This window comes from Streptomyces sp. NPDC047971 (genome assembly GCF_040653355.1).
GTDB lineage: Bacteria > Actinomycetota > Actinomycetes > Streptomycetales > Streptomycetaceae > Streptomyces.
Genome location: NZ_JBEZNW010000007.1, coordinates 91,151 through 105,607, shown reverse-complemented (window position 1 = coordinate 105,607; position 14,457 = coordinate 91,151). Strand labels below are relative to the sequence as shown.

Sequence of the window (14,457 nt, the reverse complement as noted above, 5' to 3'; positions counted from 1 at the left end):
CCCCAGGGGAGGCGTCGGCTCACTTCGTCGCGCCCTTGGGGCTCCACGCCTCGACGTTCCACCAGGGGCCGGAGGCCAGGCCGTGGTCGTGGGGCTCGATCTGGGTGGAGAGTCCGTCCCAGTTGTCGTTCACCACGTAGAGGTGGTCGATGTGGGTGAGGAAGGTGTAGCCGGGGTTCTTCACCAGCTCGCGCTGGACGGTGGAGTAGGCGGCGTGCCGCTTGACGGCGTCGTTCGTACGGCGGCCGTCCTCCAGGGCCTTGTCGACGGCCTTGTTGTCGTACCAGGCCATGTTGTTGAAGCCGTCGCCGGCGAGGGCGGAGTTCAGGAGCAGGTACTGGTCGAAGTCGGGGTCGCCGGGCGAGCCGCCGCCGGCGAGGACGGCGTCCGTCTTCATCCGGGGCTCGATGACCTCCCAGGTGCCGCCCTGGGTCTTGATCTCGATGCCGGCCTTCTTGGCGTCCGAGGCGTAGGCGAGGGCGTGGTCCTGGCGGAGCTTGTCCCCGGAGAGGTACCAGAGGGGGAAGGTGGCCCGGACACCGTTCTTCACGCGGATGCCGTCGGGGCCGGGCTTCCAGCCGGCCTCGTCGAGGATCTTCCGGGCGCCCGCGAGGTCGTGGCGGCGCTCGGTGCCCTTGGCGAACCACTCGCTGTCGGTGGGGACGGGTCCGTAGGCGGGCTTGCCCGCGCCTTCGAGGATCTTGTCGACCATGGTCTGCCGGTCGACGGCGATGTCGAGGGCGCGGCGGACGGCGGTGTCCCCGGTGACCGTGTGGTGGGTCGGGAGCGTGACCGTCCGGTAGTCGTAGGTCTTCGCCGCGTAGGTCTTCTTCGCCTTGTCCTTCTCGAAGCCCGCGGCGAGGTTGGGCGGCAGGATGGCGGCGTCCAGGTCGCCTGCGCGGAGCCTTGTGGCCCGGACGTCGTCGTCCTTGATGATCGCCATGGTGAACTTCTTCACCCGGGGCGCGCCGTTCCAGTAGGTGGGGTTGGCCTTGAAGCTGAGCTTCTCGCCCTTGGACCAGTCGCTGAGGACGTACGGTCCGGTGCCGATCGGCTTGGTGGTGAAGGCGCCGGTGTTGACGTCCTGCTTCGCGGCGACGTGCTCGGGGGCGATGGCGTGGACGGTGCGCTCGGCGAAGGGCGCGTAGGGGTACTTGAGCCGGAAGACGACGGTGTCGTCGCCGACCGCCTCGACGCTCTTGAGGGCGTCGAGTTCGGTGCGGGAGGGGTTGTTCGTCTTCGGGTCGAGGATCGTCCGGTACGTGAAGACGACGTCCTTGGCGGTGAAGGGGACGCCGTCGCTGAAGGTCACGCCCTCGCGGAGGGTGTACGTGTAGGTGAGGCCGCCGTCGCTGATGCGCGGCAGGGCGAGGGCCAGCGCCGGCTTCAGCCTCATCTCCCCGTCGAAGGCCAGGAGCCCGTCGAAGATCTTGGAGTTGCCGTCCTTGCCGTAGCCGAGGAGGGGGCTGAGGGTCTCGGGCTCGTAGGCGATGCCGACGACCGCGGAATCCTTCGGTCCGCCGGCTCCCGCAGCGGTTCCGCCAGGGTTCGAACAGGCTGCCGCGGTGACGGCCAGGGCTCCGGCCATCGTCGCGGCGGCCGCGCCGCGTATGGATCGGGCGGTCATCGTGCCCACACCCCTCTTGAAGATCAACTGTTGTTGCGAACAACACGCAATTAAACAGTATGTAAAGGGGTGTGGGCACGAGGGCCCCTTACTCCCGCCTAGACGGGAGCCGGGAGGCCGACCAGCGCGGCGACGGTGTCCTGGTGCCGCCCGGCCGAACCGAGCGCGATCTGGTCGGACTTGGCCCGCTTCAGCGCCAGGTGGGCGGGGTGCTCCCAGGTCATGCCGATGCCTCCGTGCAGTTGGACACACTCCTCGGCCGCGTGGACGGCGACCTTCGAGCAGTACGCCTGGGCCACCGCCACCGTCAGCGGGGCATCGGGGCTTCCGGTGGCCAGCGCGTCGGCGGCGGCGCGGGCCACCGCCCTGGCGTTCACGACCTCCAGCCAGAGCTGCGCCATCCGGTGCTTGAGCGCCTGGAAGGAGCCGACGGGCCGGTTGAACTGGTAGCGCTCACGGGTGTGGCGGACCGTCTCCTCCAGGCACCACTCGGCGAGCCCGAGCTGCTCGGAGGCGAGGAGGCCGGCGCCCGCGAGCAGACCGCGACGGATCGCCGCCCGCGCGGTGTCCGGGTCGGCGAGCCGGGTGCCGTTCGTCCCGTCCGTGCCGACCGCCGCGAGCGGCCGGGTCAGGTCGAGCGGGGTCTGCGGTTCGACGGTGGCCTCCGCCGCCGGGACCGCGTACAGGCCGTCGGCGCGGAGCACGAGCAGGACGTCCGCCGCGGCCGCGTCCGCGACGCCCGTCACCCGGCCGGTGGCCGGCGGCACCGCGTCGGGGTCCGCCGAGAACGGCACGACGAGCACCGCCACCGTACGGCCGCCCGCGAGACCGGAGAGCAGCTCCGCGACCGGGGCGCTCTCCGTGTCCAGCGCGAGCAGGGTCTCCGTCGCCACCACGGCACCGGTGAGGTAGGGCGCCGGTGTCACCGCGCGTCCGAGCTCCTCCAGGACCACGGCCGCCTCGCGGTGGCTCGCACCCTGTCCGCCGAGCTTCTCGGGTACGAGGAGTCCGGCCGCGCCCATCTCGCCCGCGAGGGACTTCCAGAGACCGGGAACGTACGGATCACCGCTTTCGATCCGGCCGAGCACCACGCTCGGATCCGCCCGGTCGCCGAGCAGGGAGCGGACCGCGGCCCGCAGGTCGTCCTCGGTCTCGGAGTAGAGCAGATCAGTCATCGCGCGAGGTCCTTCCAGGCGACGTCCTTGTCGTTGCGGGGCTCGGCGGGCAGGCCGAGGACGCGTTCGGCGACGATGTTGAGCAGGACCTCGGTCGTACCGCCCTCGATCGAGTTGCCCTTGGACCGCAGGTACCGGTAGCCGGCGTCCCGGCCGGTGAAGTCGACCAGTTCGGGGCGGCGCATGGTCCAGTCCCCGTACAACAGTCCTTCTTCGCCGAGGAGTTCGACCTCCAGCCCGCTGATGGCCTGGTTGAGCCGGGCGAAGCCCAGCTTCATGGCGCTGCCCTCGGGGCCGGGCTGTCCCGCGACGAGCTGCTGACGCAGCCGCTCGCCGGTGAGGCGGGCCACCTCGGAGTCGACCCAGAGGTCGAGCAGCCGCCGGTGCAGGTCGTGGGTGCGCAGGTCGGGGCGCTCGCGCCAGGTCGTGGAGACCGGCCCGATCATCCCGCCCTCACGCGGGATGCGGGCGCCGCCGATGGAGACCCGCTCGTTCATGAGCGTGGTCTGCGCGACGCGCCAGCCGTCGCCGGTCTCGCCGAGCCGGTGGGCGTCGGGGATGCGGACGTCGGTCAGGAAGACCTCGTTGAACTCGGCCTCGCCGGTGATCTGGCGCAGCGGCCGGACCTCGACGCCCGGGTCGGTCATGTCGCAGATGAAGTAGGTGATGCCCCGGTGCTTGGGCAGATCCGGGTCGGTACGGGCGATGAGGATGGCCCAGCGGGCGACGTGTGCGCTGGACGTCCAGACCTTCTGGCCGTTGACCACCCAGGTGTCGCCGTCCCGGACCGCGCGCGTTCCGAGCGCGGCGAGGTCGGATCCCGCGCCGGGTTCGCTGAAGAGCTGGCACCACACCTCCTCGCCGACCCAGAGCGGCTTGAGGAAGCGTCGCTTGACCTCCTCGGAGCCGTAGGCGAGAACGGTCGGCGCGGCCATGCCGAGGCCGATGCCGATCCGGCGGGGGTCGTTGTCGGGGGCGCCGGCGGCGGCCAGTTCGGCGTCGACGACGGCCTGCAGGGAGCGCGGGGCGTCGAGGCCGCCGAGCCCCACGGGGTAGTGCACCCAGGCGAGTCCCGCGTCGAAGCGGGCCCGGAGGAAGTCCGTGCGGTCGGTGGTCGCGGGCGGGTGTTCGGCGAGCAGCCGCCCGGTCCTGGCGCGGAGCTCCTCGGCGTCGATCGGGGCGGTCATCGGGCGGCCCCTTCCGGGAGGACGACCAGACGGCCGGTGGTGACGCCCTCGGAGACCCGCTGCACGGCGTCGGCCGCGGCGGCGAACGGCACCCGCTCGCTGACCAGCGGCTTGATGAGGCCCTTGGCGGCGTACTCGGTGAGGGTCTCGTGGCAGCGCAGGATCGCGGCCGGGTCCTTCAGGTTGTAGAGGCCCCAGTGGAGGCCGACGATCGAGTAGTTCTTGACGAGGGCGTGGTTGAGGGCGGGCGAGGGGATCGAGCCGCTCGCGAAGCCGACGATCACGATCCGGCCCTCGAAGGCGACCACCTTGGCGGACTGCGCGTAGGCCGCGCCGCCGACCGGGTCGTAGACGACGTCGGCGCCCCGGCCGCCGGTGGCCTCCTTGACGGCGGCGATGACGTCCTCGGAGTGGCGGCCGACGACGACGTCACAGCCCGTCGCCCGGGCGACCTCGGCCTTCTCCGCTCCGCCGACGACGCCGATGACGGTGGCGCCGGCCGCCTTGCCGAGCTGGACGGCGGCGCTGCCGACCCCGCCCGCGGCGGCGTGCACGAGGAGGGTCTCGCCCTCCCGCAGCGCGGCGCGCCGGTGCAGACCGAACCAGCCGGTCTGGTAGCCGATGTGGAGGGCGGCGGCCTCGGCGTCGTCGAGGGCCTCGGGCGCGGGGAGCAGGGCCGCCGCGTCCGCCACCGCGTAGTCGGCGAGTCCGCCGTGCGGGAGGGCGGGGGTGGCGATGACCCGGCGGCCGTCCTCGGTCTCGCCGCAGATCTCGACGCCCGGGGTGAAGGGCAGCGGGGGTCGCACCTGGTACTGGCCCCGGCAGAGCAGGGCGTCGGGGAAGTTGATGTTGGCCGCGCGCACCTTGAGGAGCAGCTGCCCCTCACCGGGTGTCGGCGTGTCCACCTCGTCGAGCTGCATCACCTCGCCCGGCTCGCCGTTCTCGTGCACTCGCCATGCCTGCATCGCGGTCCTCCACCAGCCGTCGTCCGTACTGCGCGGTCGGTCGCATACTAAGCGGTCGCTTGCACCCGTGGAACCGCTCGCCGCGTACTTCTTCGCCTGCGAGGAGCATCGGGACGGTCGATGGCGACAACGGACGGACCGTGGCTCGGGTTCGGCGCCCACGTCCATCCGCGCGAGCGCGGCCCAGGCCGCCCCGGGCCGCCCGACCGTCACGGAGGCGGCCCACGAAAACCACTACCGCTCGACGTCCGCGCCCGTGGGTTCGGCGGCGGCCCGGACGAGGTTCTGCTCCAGTCGTTCCAAGGTGCTCAGGGCCGCGGCGCGTTCGCCGGAGGTCAGGCCCGCGGCCACGAGGTCTTCCAGCTGACTCCAGCTCTGCTCGACCTCGCGTCGCAGGGCATGGCTGGCCGTGGTGGGTTCGATGAGGGATGCCCGCTTGTCCGTGGGCGAGGGGCGGCGGCGGACGAAGCCGGCCTGCTCCAGGCGCTGGATGGTGCGGGTCATCGTGGCCGCGTCGGAGTCCAGGAGGCGCACCAGGTCGGCCTGGCGCTGGGGGCCGAGTTCCCACAGGTGCATCATGACCAGCTCCTGACCCGGGTGCAGGCCGATGCGGCGCAGCAGTTGCCCGGCGAACATGCGGTGCAGGCGGGCGAGGCGGAAGATCGCGTGGCTGAGGGGACCGCCTCCGGCCGCGCCCGGTACCGGGACGCTGACCTCCGCCCCCGATCCGACGAGGTCGCTCCCGGCCCGCGGAGTGGATTCGGTCATCTCTTCCTCACTTCCCTGCTCGGTCACCTAATGCTATCGCGCGACGTGAGCGCCAGCGCCTCCATCTGCCTGAATTCAGGGATATTCCCTGATGAAACGGCGGTAAGTGCCGCGCACGTCGACCGAGAGACGCCTCTCAGGTATTTACTTGTCCGAACAGGTATCTGTTACGTTGGATGGGTCGGGGCCACCCCCCGTCCCCTACCGAAGGAAGAGATCATGACCACTGCTTTCGATCCGATCGTTCTGGGCGGCAAGCCGCTGACCAGCCGTATCGCCATGGCTCCGATGACCCGCAGCCGCGCGTACGGACCGGGTGCGGAGCCCACGGAGCTGATGGCGGAGTACTACGCGCAGCGCGCCGGCGCCGGGCTGATCGTCACCGAGGGCATCCAGCCCTCGCCGGTCGGCCAGGGCTATCCCGACACGCCGGGCCTGCACACGGCCGGGCAGGTGGCGGCGTGGCGGACGGTGACCGACGCGGTCCACCGGGAGGGCGGGGTGATCTTCGCGCAGCTGATGCACACCGGCCGGATCGGCCACCCCAGCCTGCTGCCCGAGGGCCTGGTGCCGGTCGCCCCGTCGGCGGTGGCCGCCAAGGGCCGGGTCTACACGCACGAGGGGCCGAAGGACTTCGTGACGCCGAGGGAGCTGAGCGAGGCGGAGATCCGCCGGACGATCGCCGACTTCGCCGACGCGGCCCGCGGCGCCGTCGAGGCCGGGTTCGACGGCGTGGAGATCCACGGCGCGAACGGCTACCTCGTCCACCAGTTCCTCGCCCCTGAGACCAACCTGCGCAGCGACGCCTGGGGCGGCACGGTCGAGGGCCGCATCCGCTTCGCCGTCGAGGTCGTCACCGCCGTGGCCGAAGCGATCGGGGGTCACCGCGTGGGCCTGCGGATCTCGCCCGGAAACCGGTACAACGACATCGTCGAGGACCAGCCGGGCGAGGTGTACGAGGCCCTGCTGGCCGAGCTCGCCGGCCTGGACCTGGCCTATCTGCACCTGATGGAGGGCCCGGACCGTGACCTGACGCCACAGCTGCGCAAGGTCTGGTCCGGCACGTTCGTCCTCAACCCGTTCACCCACCCCGAGGTCACCGGACCCGACGCGTTGAAGCTGGTCGAGGACGGGGCCGCGGACATGGTCGCCTACGGGGCGCTGTTCCTGGCCAACCCCGACCTGCCCGCCCGCCTCGCCGCCGGCGGCCCGTTCAACACGCCGGACCCGTCCACCTTCTACGGCGGCGACCACCGCGGCTACACCGACTACCCGACCCTCACCGCCTGAGCGGCGAGCCCACCCGACGCGGACCGCCTGCCCGACCGCGCAGGACGTCACCGGGCATGTGGTCCGCCCCCTCCACCCACCCCCACCCGGGAGTTCTCATGTCCACCGCGCTCACCTTCTCCGAGTACGGCGCGCCCGAGGTGCTGCGACCGACCGAGGTCCCGCGGCCCCAGCCGGGCCCGGGCCAGGTCAGGATCAAGGTCGAGGCCGCGTCCGTGAACCCGCTCGACCTGAAGATCCGATCCGGCCTGATGGCGAAGGCCGCCCCCGTCGACTTTCCGATGATCCCGGGCCTCGACGCCGCCGGTGTCGTCGACGCGGTCGGCCAGGGAGCCGACGCCGCCGTGGGGGACGAGGTCCTCGGCGCCACCGTCGGCGGCGGCTACAGCGAGTACGCCCTGCTGGAGCAGCCGGTGGCCAAGCCCGCGGCCCTGTCGTGGGAGGTCGCCGCCTCCCTGGTCACCGTCGGCCGAGCCGCACACCGCGTCCTCGACCAGCTGGGCGTCGAGGCGGGCCACACCCTGCTCGTCCACGGCGCGGCCGGAAGCGTCGGCTTCATCGCCGTGCAGCTGGCCGTCGCCCGTGGCGCCACCGTCATCGGTACCGTCGGCGAGCGAGACATCGAGCGCGTCACCGCACGCGGAGCCACCGCCGTCCGCTACGGCGACGGCTGGGCGGAGCGGGTGAGGGCGGCAGCCCCGGAGGGCGTGGATCTCGTCTTCGACGCCTCCGGCGCCGGAGTGCTCGCCGACTCCGTCGCCCTGGCCGGCGACGCGGCCAGGGTCATCACGATCGCCGACCTGTCCGCCCGGCAGTACGGCGTGCGGTTCAGCCCCGGCACCGCCGACCGGGGCGGCAAGGCCCTGGCGGAGCTCGTACGGCGGGCCGCCGACGGCCGGCTCACCGTCCCGGTCCCGCGCACCTACCCCCTGGCCGAAGCCGCCCGGGCGCATGCCGACCTGGAGGCCCACCGCGTCCGGGGCAAGGCCGTCCTCCTGCCCTGACCGTCGCTCTCCCCGACGCCCCCCGACAACCAGCTCCCCCGTCGGCCAACGTCGCGCCCCGGCCCCGGCGCCGCCACGCCGCCGGCACCGTCCGTGGAAGGCACCGCGGCCCGGGCCCGACCGTCCGCGGCCGTCCGTCAGGTCGTGCGGACCCGCGGCCGGGCCGGCCTGCAGCACTTCAGGCCCCGGACGCCCTGGGCCGCGCCCGGACGTGCATCCGCTCGCCCTGCGGCCCGAACAGGCTCAGGAACTCCACCGGGCCGTCGTCCGTCGGCCCGAACCAGTGGGGCACCCGCGTGTCGAACTCGGCCGCCTCCCCCGCGCCGATGACCACGTCGTGCTCGCCGAGCACGAGGCGCAGCTTCCCGGACAGCACGTAGAGCCATTCGTACCCCTCGTGGACCCGCTGCTCCACCACGGTCTCGGCCTTCTCCTGCACGATCTTGTACGCCTGGAGGCCGCCCGGCTGGCGGGTCAGCGGGTACATGGTCCGGCCGTGGCGCACGATCGGCTTCGCGCGCACCCGGGGATCACCGACCGGCGGGGCGCCGACCAGCTCGTCGAGCGGCACCTGATGGGCCCGCGCGATCGGCAGCAGCAGCTCCAGGCTCGGCTTGCGCTGCCCGGACTCCAGCCGGGAGAGCGTACTCACCGAGATCCCGGTGGAGGCGGACAGGTCCCCCAGCGTGGCGCCGCGTTCGCGCCGGATGCGGCGCAACCGCGGGCCCACCTCGTTCAGTACGTCGTCGATGCGCTCGTCTTCGGTCATGGATTCCATTTGCGGAAACGGCAACAGCGTTTGTCAAGCGAGCGAGCCCGAGCGAAGGTCGGGGCATGGAGACGAACGAGCGGTACGACGTGGTGGTGGTGGGCGGCGGCGCGGCGGGGCTCAGCGCCGCCCTGATCCTCGGCCGGTCGCGGCGCAGGACCCTGGTGATCGACGCAGGCGAGCCGCGCAACGCCCCCGCCGCGCACATGCAGGGCTTCCTCTCCCGGGACGGGATGAGCCCGGCGGACTTCCTTGCGGTCGGACGCCGGGAGATCGCCGCCTACGGGGTGGAGTGGTCGGAAGGACGCGTCACGTCCGCGGTGCCCGACGGCGCCGGCGGCTTCGTGGTGAGCGCGGACGACGGCCGCCGGGTCGAGGCGCGTCGGCTCGTCGTCACCACCGGTCTGGTGGACGAGCTCCCGAAGATCGACGGCGTCGCCGAGCGGTGGGGCCGCGACGTGCTGCACTGCCCGTACTGCCACGGCTGGGAGGTCCGCGACCGTGCCTTCGGGGTGATCGCGCATCCGGCGATGGGCGTCCATCAGGCCCTGGTGGTCCAGCACTGGTCCGACGACGTCACGCTCTTCCTGCACACCGCCGACGAGCCCTCCGCTGAGGACCGGGCCCGGGTGGCGGCGGCCGGGGTCGAGGTCGTGACGGGCGAGGTGGCCGGCCTGGTCGTCGAGGACGACCGCGTCACCGGAGTCCGCATGACGGACGGGCGCGTGGTCGCGCGCGACGTGCTCTTCGTCGGGCCGCGCATGACGCCCCGGGACGGGCTGCTCACCGCACTGGGGGCCGAGACCCGGGAGACCCCGCTCGGGGACTTCGTGGCGGTCGACGAGACCGGCCGGACCAGCGTCCCCGGCGTATGGGCCGCGGGCAACGCGATCGGCGCGCAGGAGCAGGTGATCAACGCGGCGAGCGGAGGCTACCGGGCCGGCGTGGCGATCAACATGGAGCTGATCATGGAGGATCTGGACCGCGCGAGGGCGGCCGCGACCTCCGGACGTTGACGGGTCTTCAGTTCTCAGGCTGCGCGCGCTATCGATGCGGCATGACCGACGAGACGCCGGACCTGCCGGGACTCCCCGCCCCTCCCCCGCTCGGCGCCCGCGCGCTGCCACCGGGGACGTACGAGGGGCGCCTGGTCCTGGTCACCGGAGGTGGTTCGGGGCTGGGGAAGGCGATCGCGGCGGAGTTCGCCCGGCTCGGGGCGGAGCTGCTGATCGTCGGGCGCACGGCCGCCCGGCTCGAGGCGGCGCGGGACGAGCTGGCCGGGATCGGCGGGACCCGGGTGGCGACCGCCGTCTGCGACATCCGGGACGCCGAGGCCGTCGCCCGGGCCTTCTCCTCCTGCGAGGAGAGGCTCGGGGCGCGTCCGGACGTCCTGGTCAACAACGCGGCGGCCAACTTCCCCGTACCGGCCGAGGAGTTGTCGCCGAACGGCTGGCGCGCGGTCGTCGACATCACGCTCACGGGCACCTGGTTCACGACCCGGGAGTTCGCCCGCCGCCATCTCGCGGCCGGGACTCCCGGGTCGGTCGTCAACGTGGGGGCCTCGTACGCCTGGACCGGAGGCCCCGGCTTCGCCCACTCGGCGGCGGCGAAGGCCGGCGTCAAGAACCTGGTGGAGACGCTGGCCGTGGAGTGGGGACCGTACGGGATCCAGGTCAACGGTCTGGTGCCGGGGCTGATGCCGCACGAGGACATGACGACCGACATCCGGGGCGCCCTCGACCGGGCGTCCCGGCAGGACGCCCGACAGCCCGCGCTCCGCGTGGGGTACCCGCGCGAGCTGGGCTGGGCGGCGACCTTCCTGGCCTCCCCGTACGCCCGGTTCGTCTCCGGGCACACGCTGGTCGTCGACGGCGCCAACTGGCAGCGCCGTGCCCTGGTCAACGATCCCGTGGTGCCGGTGCGCGAGCAGCTGGGGCGGGGACGCTTCGGGGAGTGAACCCGCTCCCCCGGGTCGCACTGGTCCACGCGGATGAACACGGGCGCCTGCGGCTGCGCGGGCGGGGCCGAGCGTGGAGGATCGGCGAGGGTGGCCGGACGACCTCCAGACGTGGAAAGGCAGGGCACGACATGCTCGGTACGGACTTCACCAAGGGCTCCCCCAGCTGGATCGACCTGGGCAGTCCCGACACGGCGGTCGCCGCCGGCTTCTACACCGCCGTCTTCGGCTGGGAGTTCGCCTCGGCAGGTCCGGACGCCGGCGGCTACGGCTTCTTCCAGCAGGAGGGGCGCACGGTCGCCGCGCTCGGGCCGCTGACCGAGGAGGGCGCGCGGTCCGCCTGGACGGTGTACTTCCAGACGCCGGACGCCGACGCCACCGCGAAGACCGCGGAGAGCGCCGGAGGAAGGGTGCGGGCGCAGCCCTTCGACGTGATGGACGCCGGTCGGATGGCACAGCTGACCGACCCGGGCGGGGCCGACTTCGCGGTGTGGCAGCCGGGTTCCGTGAAGGGCCTGGAGATGACGTCCGAGAACAACACGCTGTGCTGGGCGGAGCTGCACGTGCGCGACCCGCGGGTCGCCCTGGAGTTCTACGGCAGGCTGTTCGGCTGGCGCTCGCAGGACATGGACGCGCCGGGGATGACGTACCGGGTGCTCTCCACGGCCGAGGGCGACCAGCAGGACGCCTCCTTCGGCGGGATCGCCGAGCTCCAGGAGGGCGCGGACCACGCCCGCTGGATCCCGTACTTCGCGGTGGCGGACGTGGACGACCTCGCGGTGCGGACGCAGGGGAACGGCGGCTCGGTCCTGATGCCGGCGGCGGACATCCCCGACGTGGGACGGATCGCCTGGCTCGCCGACCCCTTCGGAGCCCCCTTCGCCGTCCTCAAGCCGGCCCCGCAGGGGTGACTCGGCCGTCCTGAGCCCGGCACCCCAGGGTGACTCGGCCGCCCTCGACCCGACGCCTCCGGGTGACTCGGCCGCCCTCGACCGGACGCCTCGGGGCGACTCGGCCGTCTGAAGCCGGCACCTCAACGAGGATTCATCCGCCCTCGAACCGCGGTGGTCTGCGGGCGGCCTTCGCCGCGTAGCCCTCTCGGGCGTCCTCCGACGAGAGGGTGAGGGCCGCTGCGAGGGCGGTGCGGTCGAGGGCCGCGGCCATGGCGTGGTCGGCGTAGGCGTCGATGTTCCGCTTGACGGCGCGGACGGCGAGCGGCGCGTTCGCCGCGATGGCGGCCGCGGTCTCCCGTGCGGTGCGGTCCAGCTCGTCGCACGCGGTGACGAGCTGGACCAGCCCGAGCCGCTCGGCGGTGGCCGCGTCGATGCGGCGGCCGGTGAGCGCGAGGTACTTGGCCCAGCCGGCACCCGCCTCGCGGGCGATCCTCAGGTCACCGCCCGCGTCGACGGCGACGCCGAGGCCCGCCTCGGGCAGGGCGAAGACGGCGTCGTCGGCGGCGACGCGGACGTCCGCCATGAGCGCGAGCTCGAACCCGAAGCCGAGACAGTACCCCTGGACCGCGGCCACGACCGGCTGGGGCAGCCGGGCGAAGACGGCGAAGCGCTCGTGGACCCAGCGGATGCCCTCGTCGTACCGCTGGATCCGCTCGGCGACCGTGCGCCCGGTGATCCCTCCACCGGGCGCGGTGACGTCGATCCCGGCGCAGAAGGCCCGCCCCTCGGCCCGCAGCAGCACGACCCGCACGCCGGCGTCGAAGCGAATCCGGTCGGCCATCAGCCCGAGCTGCCGACTCGCCTCCCAGCTCCAGCCGTTGAGCTTCTCCGGCCGGCACAGCGTGAGGACGCCGACGCCGTCCTCGACGACCAGCGTCATCCGCTCCTCGCCCTCCGGGATCTCCCTGTCGAGCGTGTCGATCACCGCGCACCCCCAATTACTGACGGCTCGTCAGGTTAGGTGTTCGACACGGCCGTTGGAAGGCCGTCCGCCCCGGCGGAAGACCTCAGCGGGAGAAGAGCTCGAAGGCGACGGTCGGCCGGCCGCCGTAACGGGAGGCGAAGCGCTGGTTGTTGCCGTGGAGGAAGGTGCGGACGTAGGTCTCCGGGTCGTCGTCCGTCAGGGCCTCGATGTAGCCGCGGTGGGCGAGCAGGGACTGGACGGCGCGCTCCTCGCCGGGGGTGGCGTCGACCGCGTGGGTCGGGGTGTGGGAGCCGGCGACCGCCACCCAGCGGACGCCGTTCCACGGCTCCAGGCCCTGCTCGGTCAGTTCGGGGAAGATCCAGCGGTTGCCCGCGTCGCCGGCCGCGTCCAGCGTCGCGCGCCCGACCGCCACGTGGTCGGGGGTGTTCCAGAAGCCGCCGACCCCGCTGCCCCAGGTGTCGCGGTGGTTCAGGGTGACGACCAGTTCGGGCCGGTGCCTGCGGATCGCCGCCGCGATGTCGCGGCGCAGGCCGAGTCCGTACTCGATCACGCCGTCCCTGTGGTCCATGAACTCCACCGTCGGCACCCCGACGACCGCGGCGCTCGCCCGCTGCTCCTGCTCGCGCAGCGGGCCGCAGGCGGCCGGATCGAGCGAGTCGATGCCCGCCTCGCCACGAGTGGCGAGGACGTAGACGACCTCCTTGCCCTGGTCCGTCCAGCCCGCGACGGCCGCGGCGCAGCCGTACTCGAGGTCGTCCGGGTGGGCGACCACGGCGAGCGCCCGCTGCCAGTCGCCCGGCATGTCGTCGAGTGGGGTGGTGCTCGTGTCGATCATGCGCGCAGGATACGGGCTCAGGCCCGGATCGCTCCCGAGAGGATCACCGAGCGGGACGCGTGGCGGGGGCGGTCCGGGTTGAGTCCCCGCCGCACCGCGAGCGAGACGGCCAGCCGCTGGGCGCGCACCAGGGCGGCCACCGGATCGATCGCGTCGGCGGCGAACAGCGCCCCGGTGGACTCCACTTCGTCGCGCAGCCCGGCCGGAGCCGGGCCGAGGCAGCAGACGAGGCTGGACCGGTCGCTGATGACGATCGGACCGTGGCGGTACTCCATCGCCGCGTACGACTCCGTCCAGGCGCGGGCCAGTCCGCGGAGCTTGTGCGCGGCCTCGTCGGCGAGTCCGACCGTCCAGCCGGTGCCGAGGAAGGTGAACTGGCGTCGCTGCTCCCAGGCCGTGGGCAGCGGTTCGTACAGGGCCAGTTCGGCGTCGCCGATCGACGGGGTCAGGTCCACGCCGAGTCCGGCACGCAGGAGTTGGAAGGCCGTGGTGGCGAACCGGGTCTGGGCCACGGAGCGTTCGTCGGCGTAGTCGAGGCCGATCACCCGGTCCGCGTGGTGCGCGGCGCGGCTGTCCGGGACGCCGGTCAGGACCAGGGTCGGGATGCGGCCGGAGGCCCGGGCGAGGAGCGTCGCGACCTCGGTCGTCGAGCCGGAACGGGTGAGGGCCACGATCCGGTCGTAGCCCCGCCCGAGCGGGGTCTCGTCGGACGCCGGAAAGGCGTCGGTCTCGCCCTCCCCCAGGGACTCCCGCAGGGCCGCGTAGGCCCGGGCGATGAAGTACGAGGTGCCGCAGCCCACGACCGCGATCCGCTCACCGCGCCGCGGCAGCAGATCGGCGTGGTCCGCGGCCGTGTCCGCGGCGCGCCGCCAGCAGTCGGGCTGGCTGGTGATCTCGGCACTGACGTGGGTGGTCATGTCCGGTCCTCTCCTCATGGGTGGTCCGGACCGACTTCTATCCGGCGCGTCACGAGCGGACAATGAGCAATCAGGGATCACTTCT

Annotated in this window: 14 protein-coding genes; 5 read left to right on the top strand and 9 right to left on the bottom strand. The window is 72.9% G+C overall.

Going from position 1 to position 14,457, the window contains the following annotated elements; all coding sequences use genetic code 11:
* Positions 1-19 precede the first annotated feature (19 nt).
* From AB0D99_RS09670 to AB0D99_RS09650, 5 genes are all read right to left on the bottom strand, one after another.
* Positions 20-1,627 (bottom strand): ABC transporter substrate-binding protein, encoded by a 1,608-nt coding sequence (locus tag AB0D99_RS09670; protein ID WP_362358475.1) that lies wholly within the window; start codon positions 1,625-1,627, stop codon positions 20-22.
* Between the two features lie 98 nt (positions 1,628-1,725).
* On the bottom strand, positions 1,726-2,802 hold the full coding sequence (locus AB0D99_RS09665; protein WP_362358474.1) for an acyl-CoA dehydrogenase family protein: 1,077 nt from the start codon (positions 2,800-2,802) through the stop codon (positions 1,726-1,728).
* On the bottom strand, positions 2,799-3,989 hold the full coding sequence (locus AB0D99_RS09660; protein WP_362358473.1) for an acyl-CoA dehydrogenase family protein: 1,191 nt from the start codon (positions 3,987-3,989) through the stop codon (positions 2,799-2,801). Before AB0D99_RS09660 ends, AB0D99_RS09665 begins: the two co-directional genes overlap by 4 nt.
* Complete coding sequence (locus tag AB0D99_RS09655) at positions 3,986-4,954, bottom strand: NADPH:quinone oxidoreductase family protein (RefSeq protein ID WP_362358472.1); 969 nt, start codon at positions 4,952-4,954, stop codon at positions 3,986-3,988. Before AB0D99_RS09655 ends, AB0D99_RS09660 begins: the two co-directional genes overlap by 4 nt.
* Positions 4,955-5,188: 234 nt before the next feature.
* The gene (locus AB0D99_RS09650) at positions 5,189-5,722 is read right to left on the bottom strand and encodes a MarR family winged helix-turn-helix transcriptional regulator (protein WP_362358471.1); all 534 of its coding nucleotides are present in this window, start codon (positions 5,720-5,722) and stop codon (positions 5,189-5,191) included.
* Between the two features lie 219 nt (positions 5,723-5,941).
* Here AB0D99_RS09650 and AB0D99_RS09645 point away from each other — a divergent pair, with 219 nt between their 5' ends.
* Positions 5,942-7,012, top strand: coding sequence for an alkene reductase (locus AB0D99_RS09645; RefSeq protein WP_362358470.1), 1,071 nt, complete (start codon positions 5,942-5,944; stop codon positions 7,010-7,012).
* A 98-nt stretch (positions 7,013-7,110) separates the two neighbouring features.
* On the top strand, positions 7,111-8,016 hold the full coding sequence (locus AB0D99_RS09640) for an NADP-dependent oxidoreductase (RefSeq protein WP_362358469.1): 906 nt from the start codon (positions 7,111-7,113) through the stop codon (positions 8,014-8,016).
* A 178-nt stretch (positions 8,017-8,194) separates the two neighbouring features.
* On the opposite strand, the gene AB0D99_RS09635 is transcribed toward AB0D99_RS09640, so the two are convergent.
* Positions 8,195-8,785 (bottom strand): XRE family transcriptional regulator, encoded by a 591-nt coding sequence (locus AB0D99_RS09635; protein ID WP_362358468.1) that lies wholly within the window; start codon positions 8,783-8,785, stop codon positions 8,195-8,197.
* 65 nt (positions 8,786-8,850) lie between these two features.
* On the opposite strand from AB0D99_RS09635, the gene AB0D99_RS09630 reads away from it, so the two are divergent.
* From AB0D99_RS09630 to AB0D99_RS09620, 3 genes are all read left to right on the top strand, one after another.
* Positions 8,851-9,801: an NAD(P)/FAD-dependent oxidoreductase gene (locus AB0D99_RS09630; RefSeq protein ID WP_362358467.1), complete on the top strand. Its 951-nt coding sequence runs from the start codon at positions 8,851-8,853 to the stop codon at positions 9,799-9,801.
* 41 nt (positions 9,802-9,842) lie between these two features.
* Positions 9,843-10,742: an SDR family oxidoreductase gene (locus AB0D99_RS09625; protein WP_362358466.1), complete on the top strand. Its 900-nt coding sequence runs from the start codon at positions 9,843-9,845 to the stop codon at positions 10,740-10,742.
* Between the two features lie 131 nt (positions 10,743-10,873).
* Positions 10,874-11,653, top strand: coding sequence for a VOC family protein (locus AB0D99_RS09620; RefSeq protein WP_362358465.1), 780 nt, complete (start codon positions 10,874-10,876; stop codon positions 11,651-11,653).
* 133 nt (positions 11,654-11,786) lie between these two features.
* On the opposite strand, the gene AB0D99_RS09615 is transcribed toward AB0D99_RS09620, so the two are convergent.
* The 3 genes from AB0D99_RS09615 to AB0D99_RS09605 all read right to left on the bottom strand — a co-directional run bounded on the left by AB0D99_RS09615 (position 11,787) and on the right by AB0D99_RS09605 (position 14,372).
* Complete coding sequence (locus AB0D99_RS09615) at positions 11,787-12,620, bottom strand: enoyl-CoA hydratase/isomerase family protein (RefSeq protein ID WP_362358464.1); 834 nt, start codon at positions 12,618-12,620, stop codon at positions 11,787-11,789.
* An 82-nt stretch (positions 12,621-12,702) separates the two neighbouring features.
* Positions 12,703-13,455 carry a PIG-L deacetylase family protein gene (locus AB0D99_RS09610; protein WP_362358463.1) on the bottom strand — a complete coding sequence of 251 codons (753 nt, stop codon included), beginning with the start codon at positions 13,453-13,455 and terminating at the stop codon, positions 12,703-12,705.
* Positions 13,456-13,472: 17 nt separating this feature from the next.
* Entirely contained in the window at positions 13,473-14,372 is a 900-nt protein-coding gene (locus AB0D99_RS09605) for an SIS domain-containing protein (RefSeq protein ID WP_362358462.1), read from the bottom strand.
* Positions 14,373-14,457: the final 85 nt, after the last annotated feature.

What these genes read in the sequence shown, in the direction of transcription:
- AB0D99_RS09655 (WP_362358472.1), bottom strand. Translation starts at nt 4,954, where the DNA reads ATGCAGGCATGGCGAGTGCACGAGAACGGCGAGCCGGGCGAGGTGATG.
- AB0D99_RS09640 (WP_362358469.1), top strand. Translation starts at nt 7,111, where the DNA reads ATGTCCACCGCGCTCACCTTCTCCGAGTACGGCGCGCCCGAGGTGCTG.
- AB0D99_RS09605 (WP_362358462.1), bottom strand. Translation starts at nt 14,372, where the DNA reads ATGACCACCCACGTCAGTGCCGAGATCACCAGCCAGCCCGACTGCTGG.
- AB0D99_RS09660 (WP_362358473.1), bottom strand. Translation starts at nt 3,989, where the DNA reads ATGACCGCCCCGATCGACGCCGAGGAGCTCCGCGCCAGGACCGGGCGG.
- AB0D99_RS09645 (WP_362358470.1), top strand. Translation starts at nt 5,942, where the DNA reads ATGACCACTGCTTTCGATCCGATCGTTCTGGGCGGCAAGCCGCTGACC.
- AB0D99_RS09665 (WP_362358474.1), bottom strand. Translation starts at nt 2,802, where the DNA reads ATGACTGATCTGCTCTACTCCGAGACCGAGGACGACCTGCGGGCCGCG.
- AB0D99_RS09650 (WP_362358471.1), bottom strand. Translation starts at nt 5,722, where the DNA reads ATGACCGAATCCACTCCGCGGGCCGGGAGCGACCTCGTCGGATCGGGG.
- AB0D99_RS09620 (WP_362358465.1), top strand. Translation starts at nt 10,874, where the DNA reads ATGCTCGGTACGGACTTCACCAAGGGCTCCCCCAGCTGGATCGACCTG.
- AB0D99_RS09625 (WP_362358466.1), top strand. Translation starts at nt 9,843, where the DNA reads ATGACCGACGAGACGCCGGACCTGCCGGGACTCCCCGCCCCTCCCCCG.
- AB0D99_RS09635 (WP_362358468.1), bottom strand. Translation starts at nt 8,785, where the DNA reads ATGACCGAAGACGAGCGCATCGACGACGTACTGAACGAGGTGGGCCCG.
- AB0D99_RS09610 (WP_362358463.1), bottom strand. Translation starts at nt 13,455, where the DNA reads ATGATCGACACGAGCACCACCCCACTCGACGACATGCCGGGCGACTGG.
- AB0D99_RS09630 (WP_362358467.1), top strand. Translation starts at nt 8,851, where the DNA reads ATGGAGACGAACGAGCGGTACGACGTGGTGGTGGTGGGCGGCGGCGCG.
- AB0D99_RS09670 (WP_362358475.1), bottom strand. Translation starts at nt 1,627, where the DNA reads ATGACCGCCCGATCCATACGCGGCGCGGCCGCCGCGACGATGGCCGGA.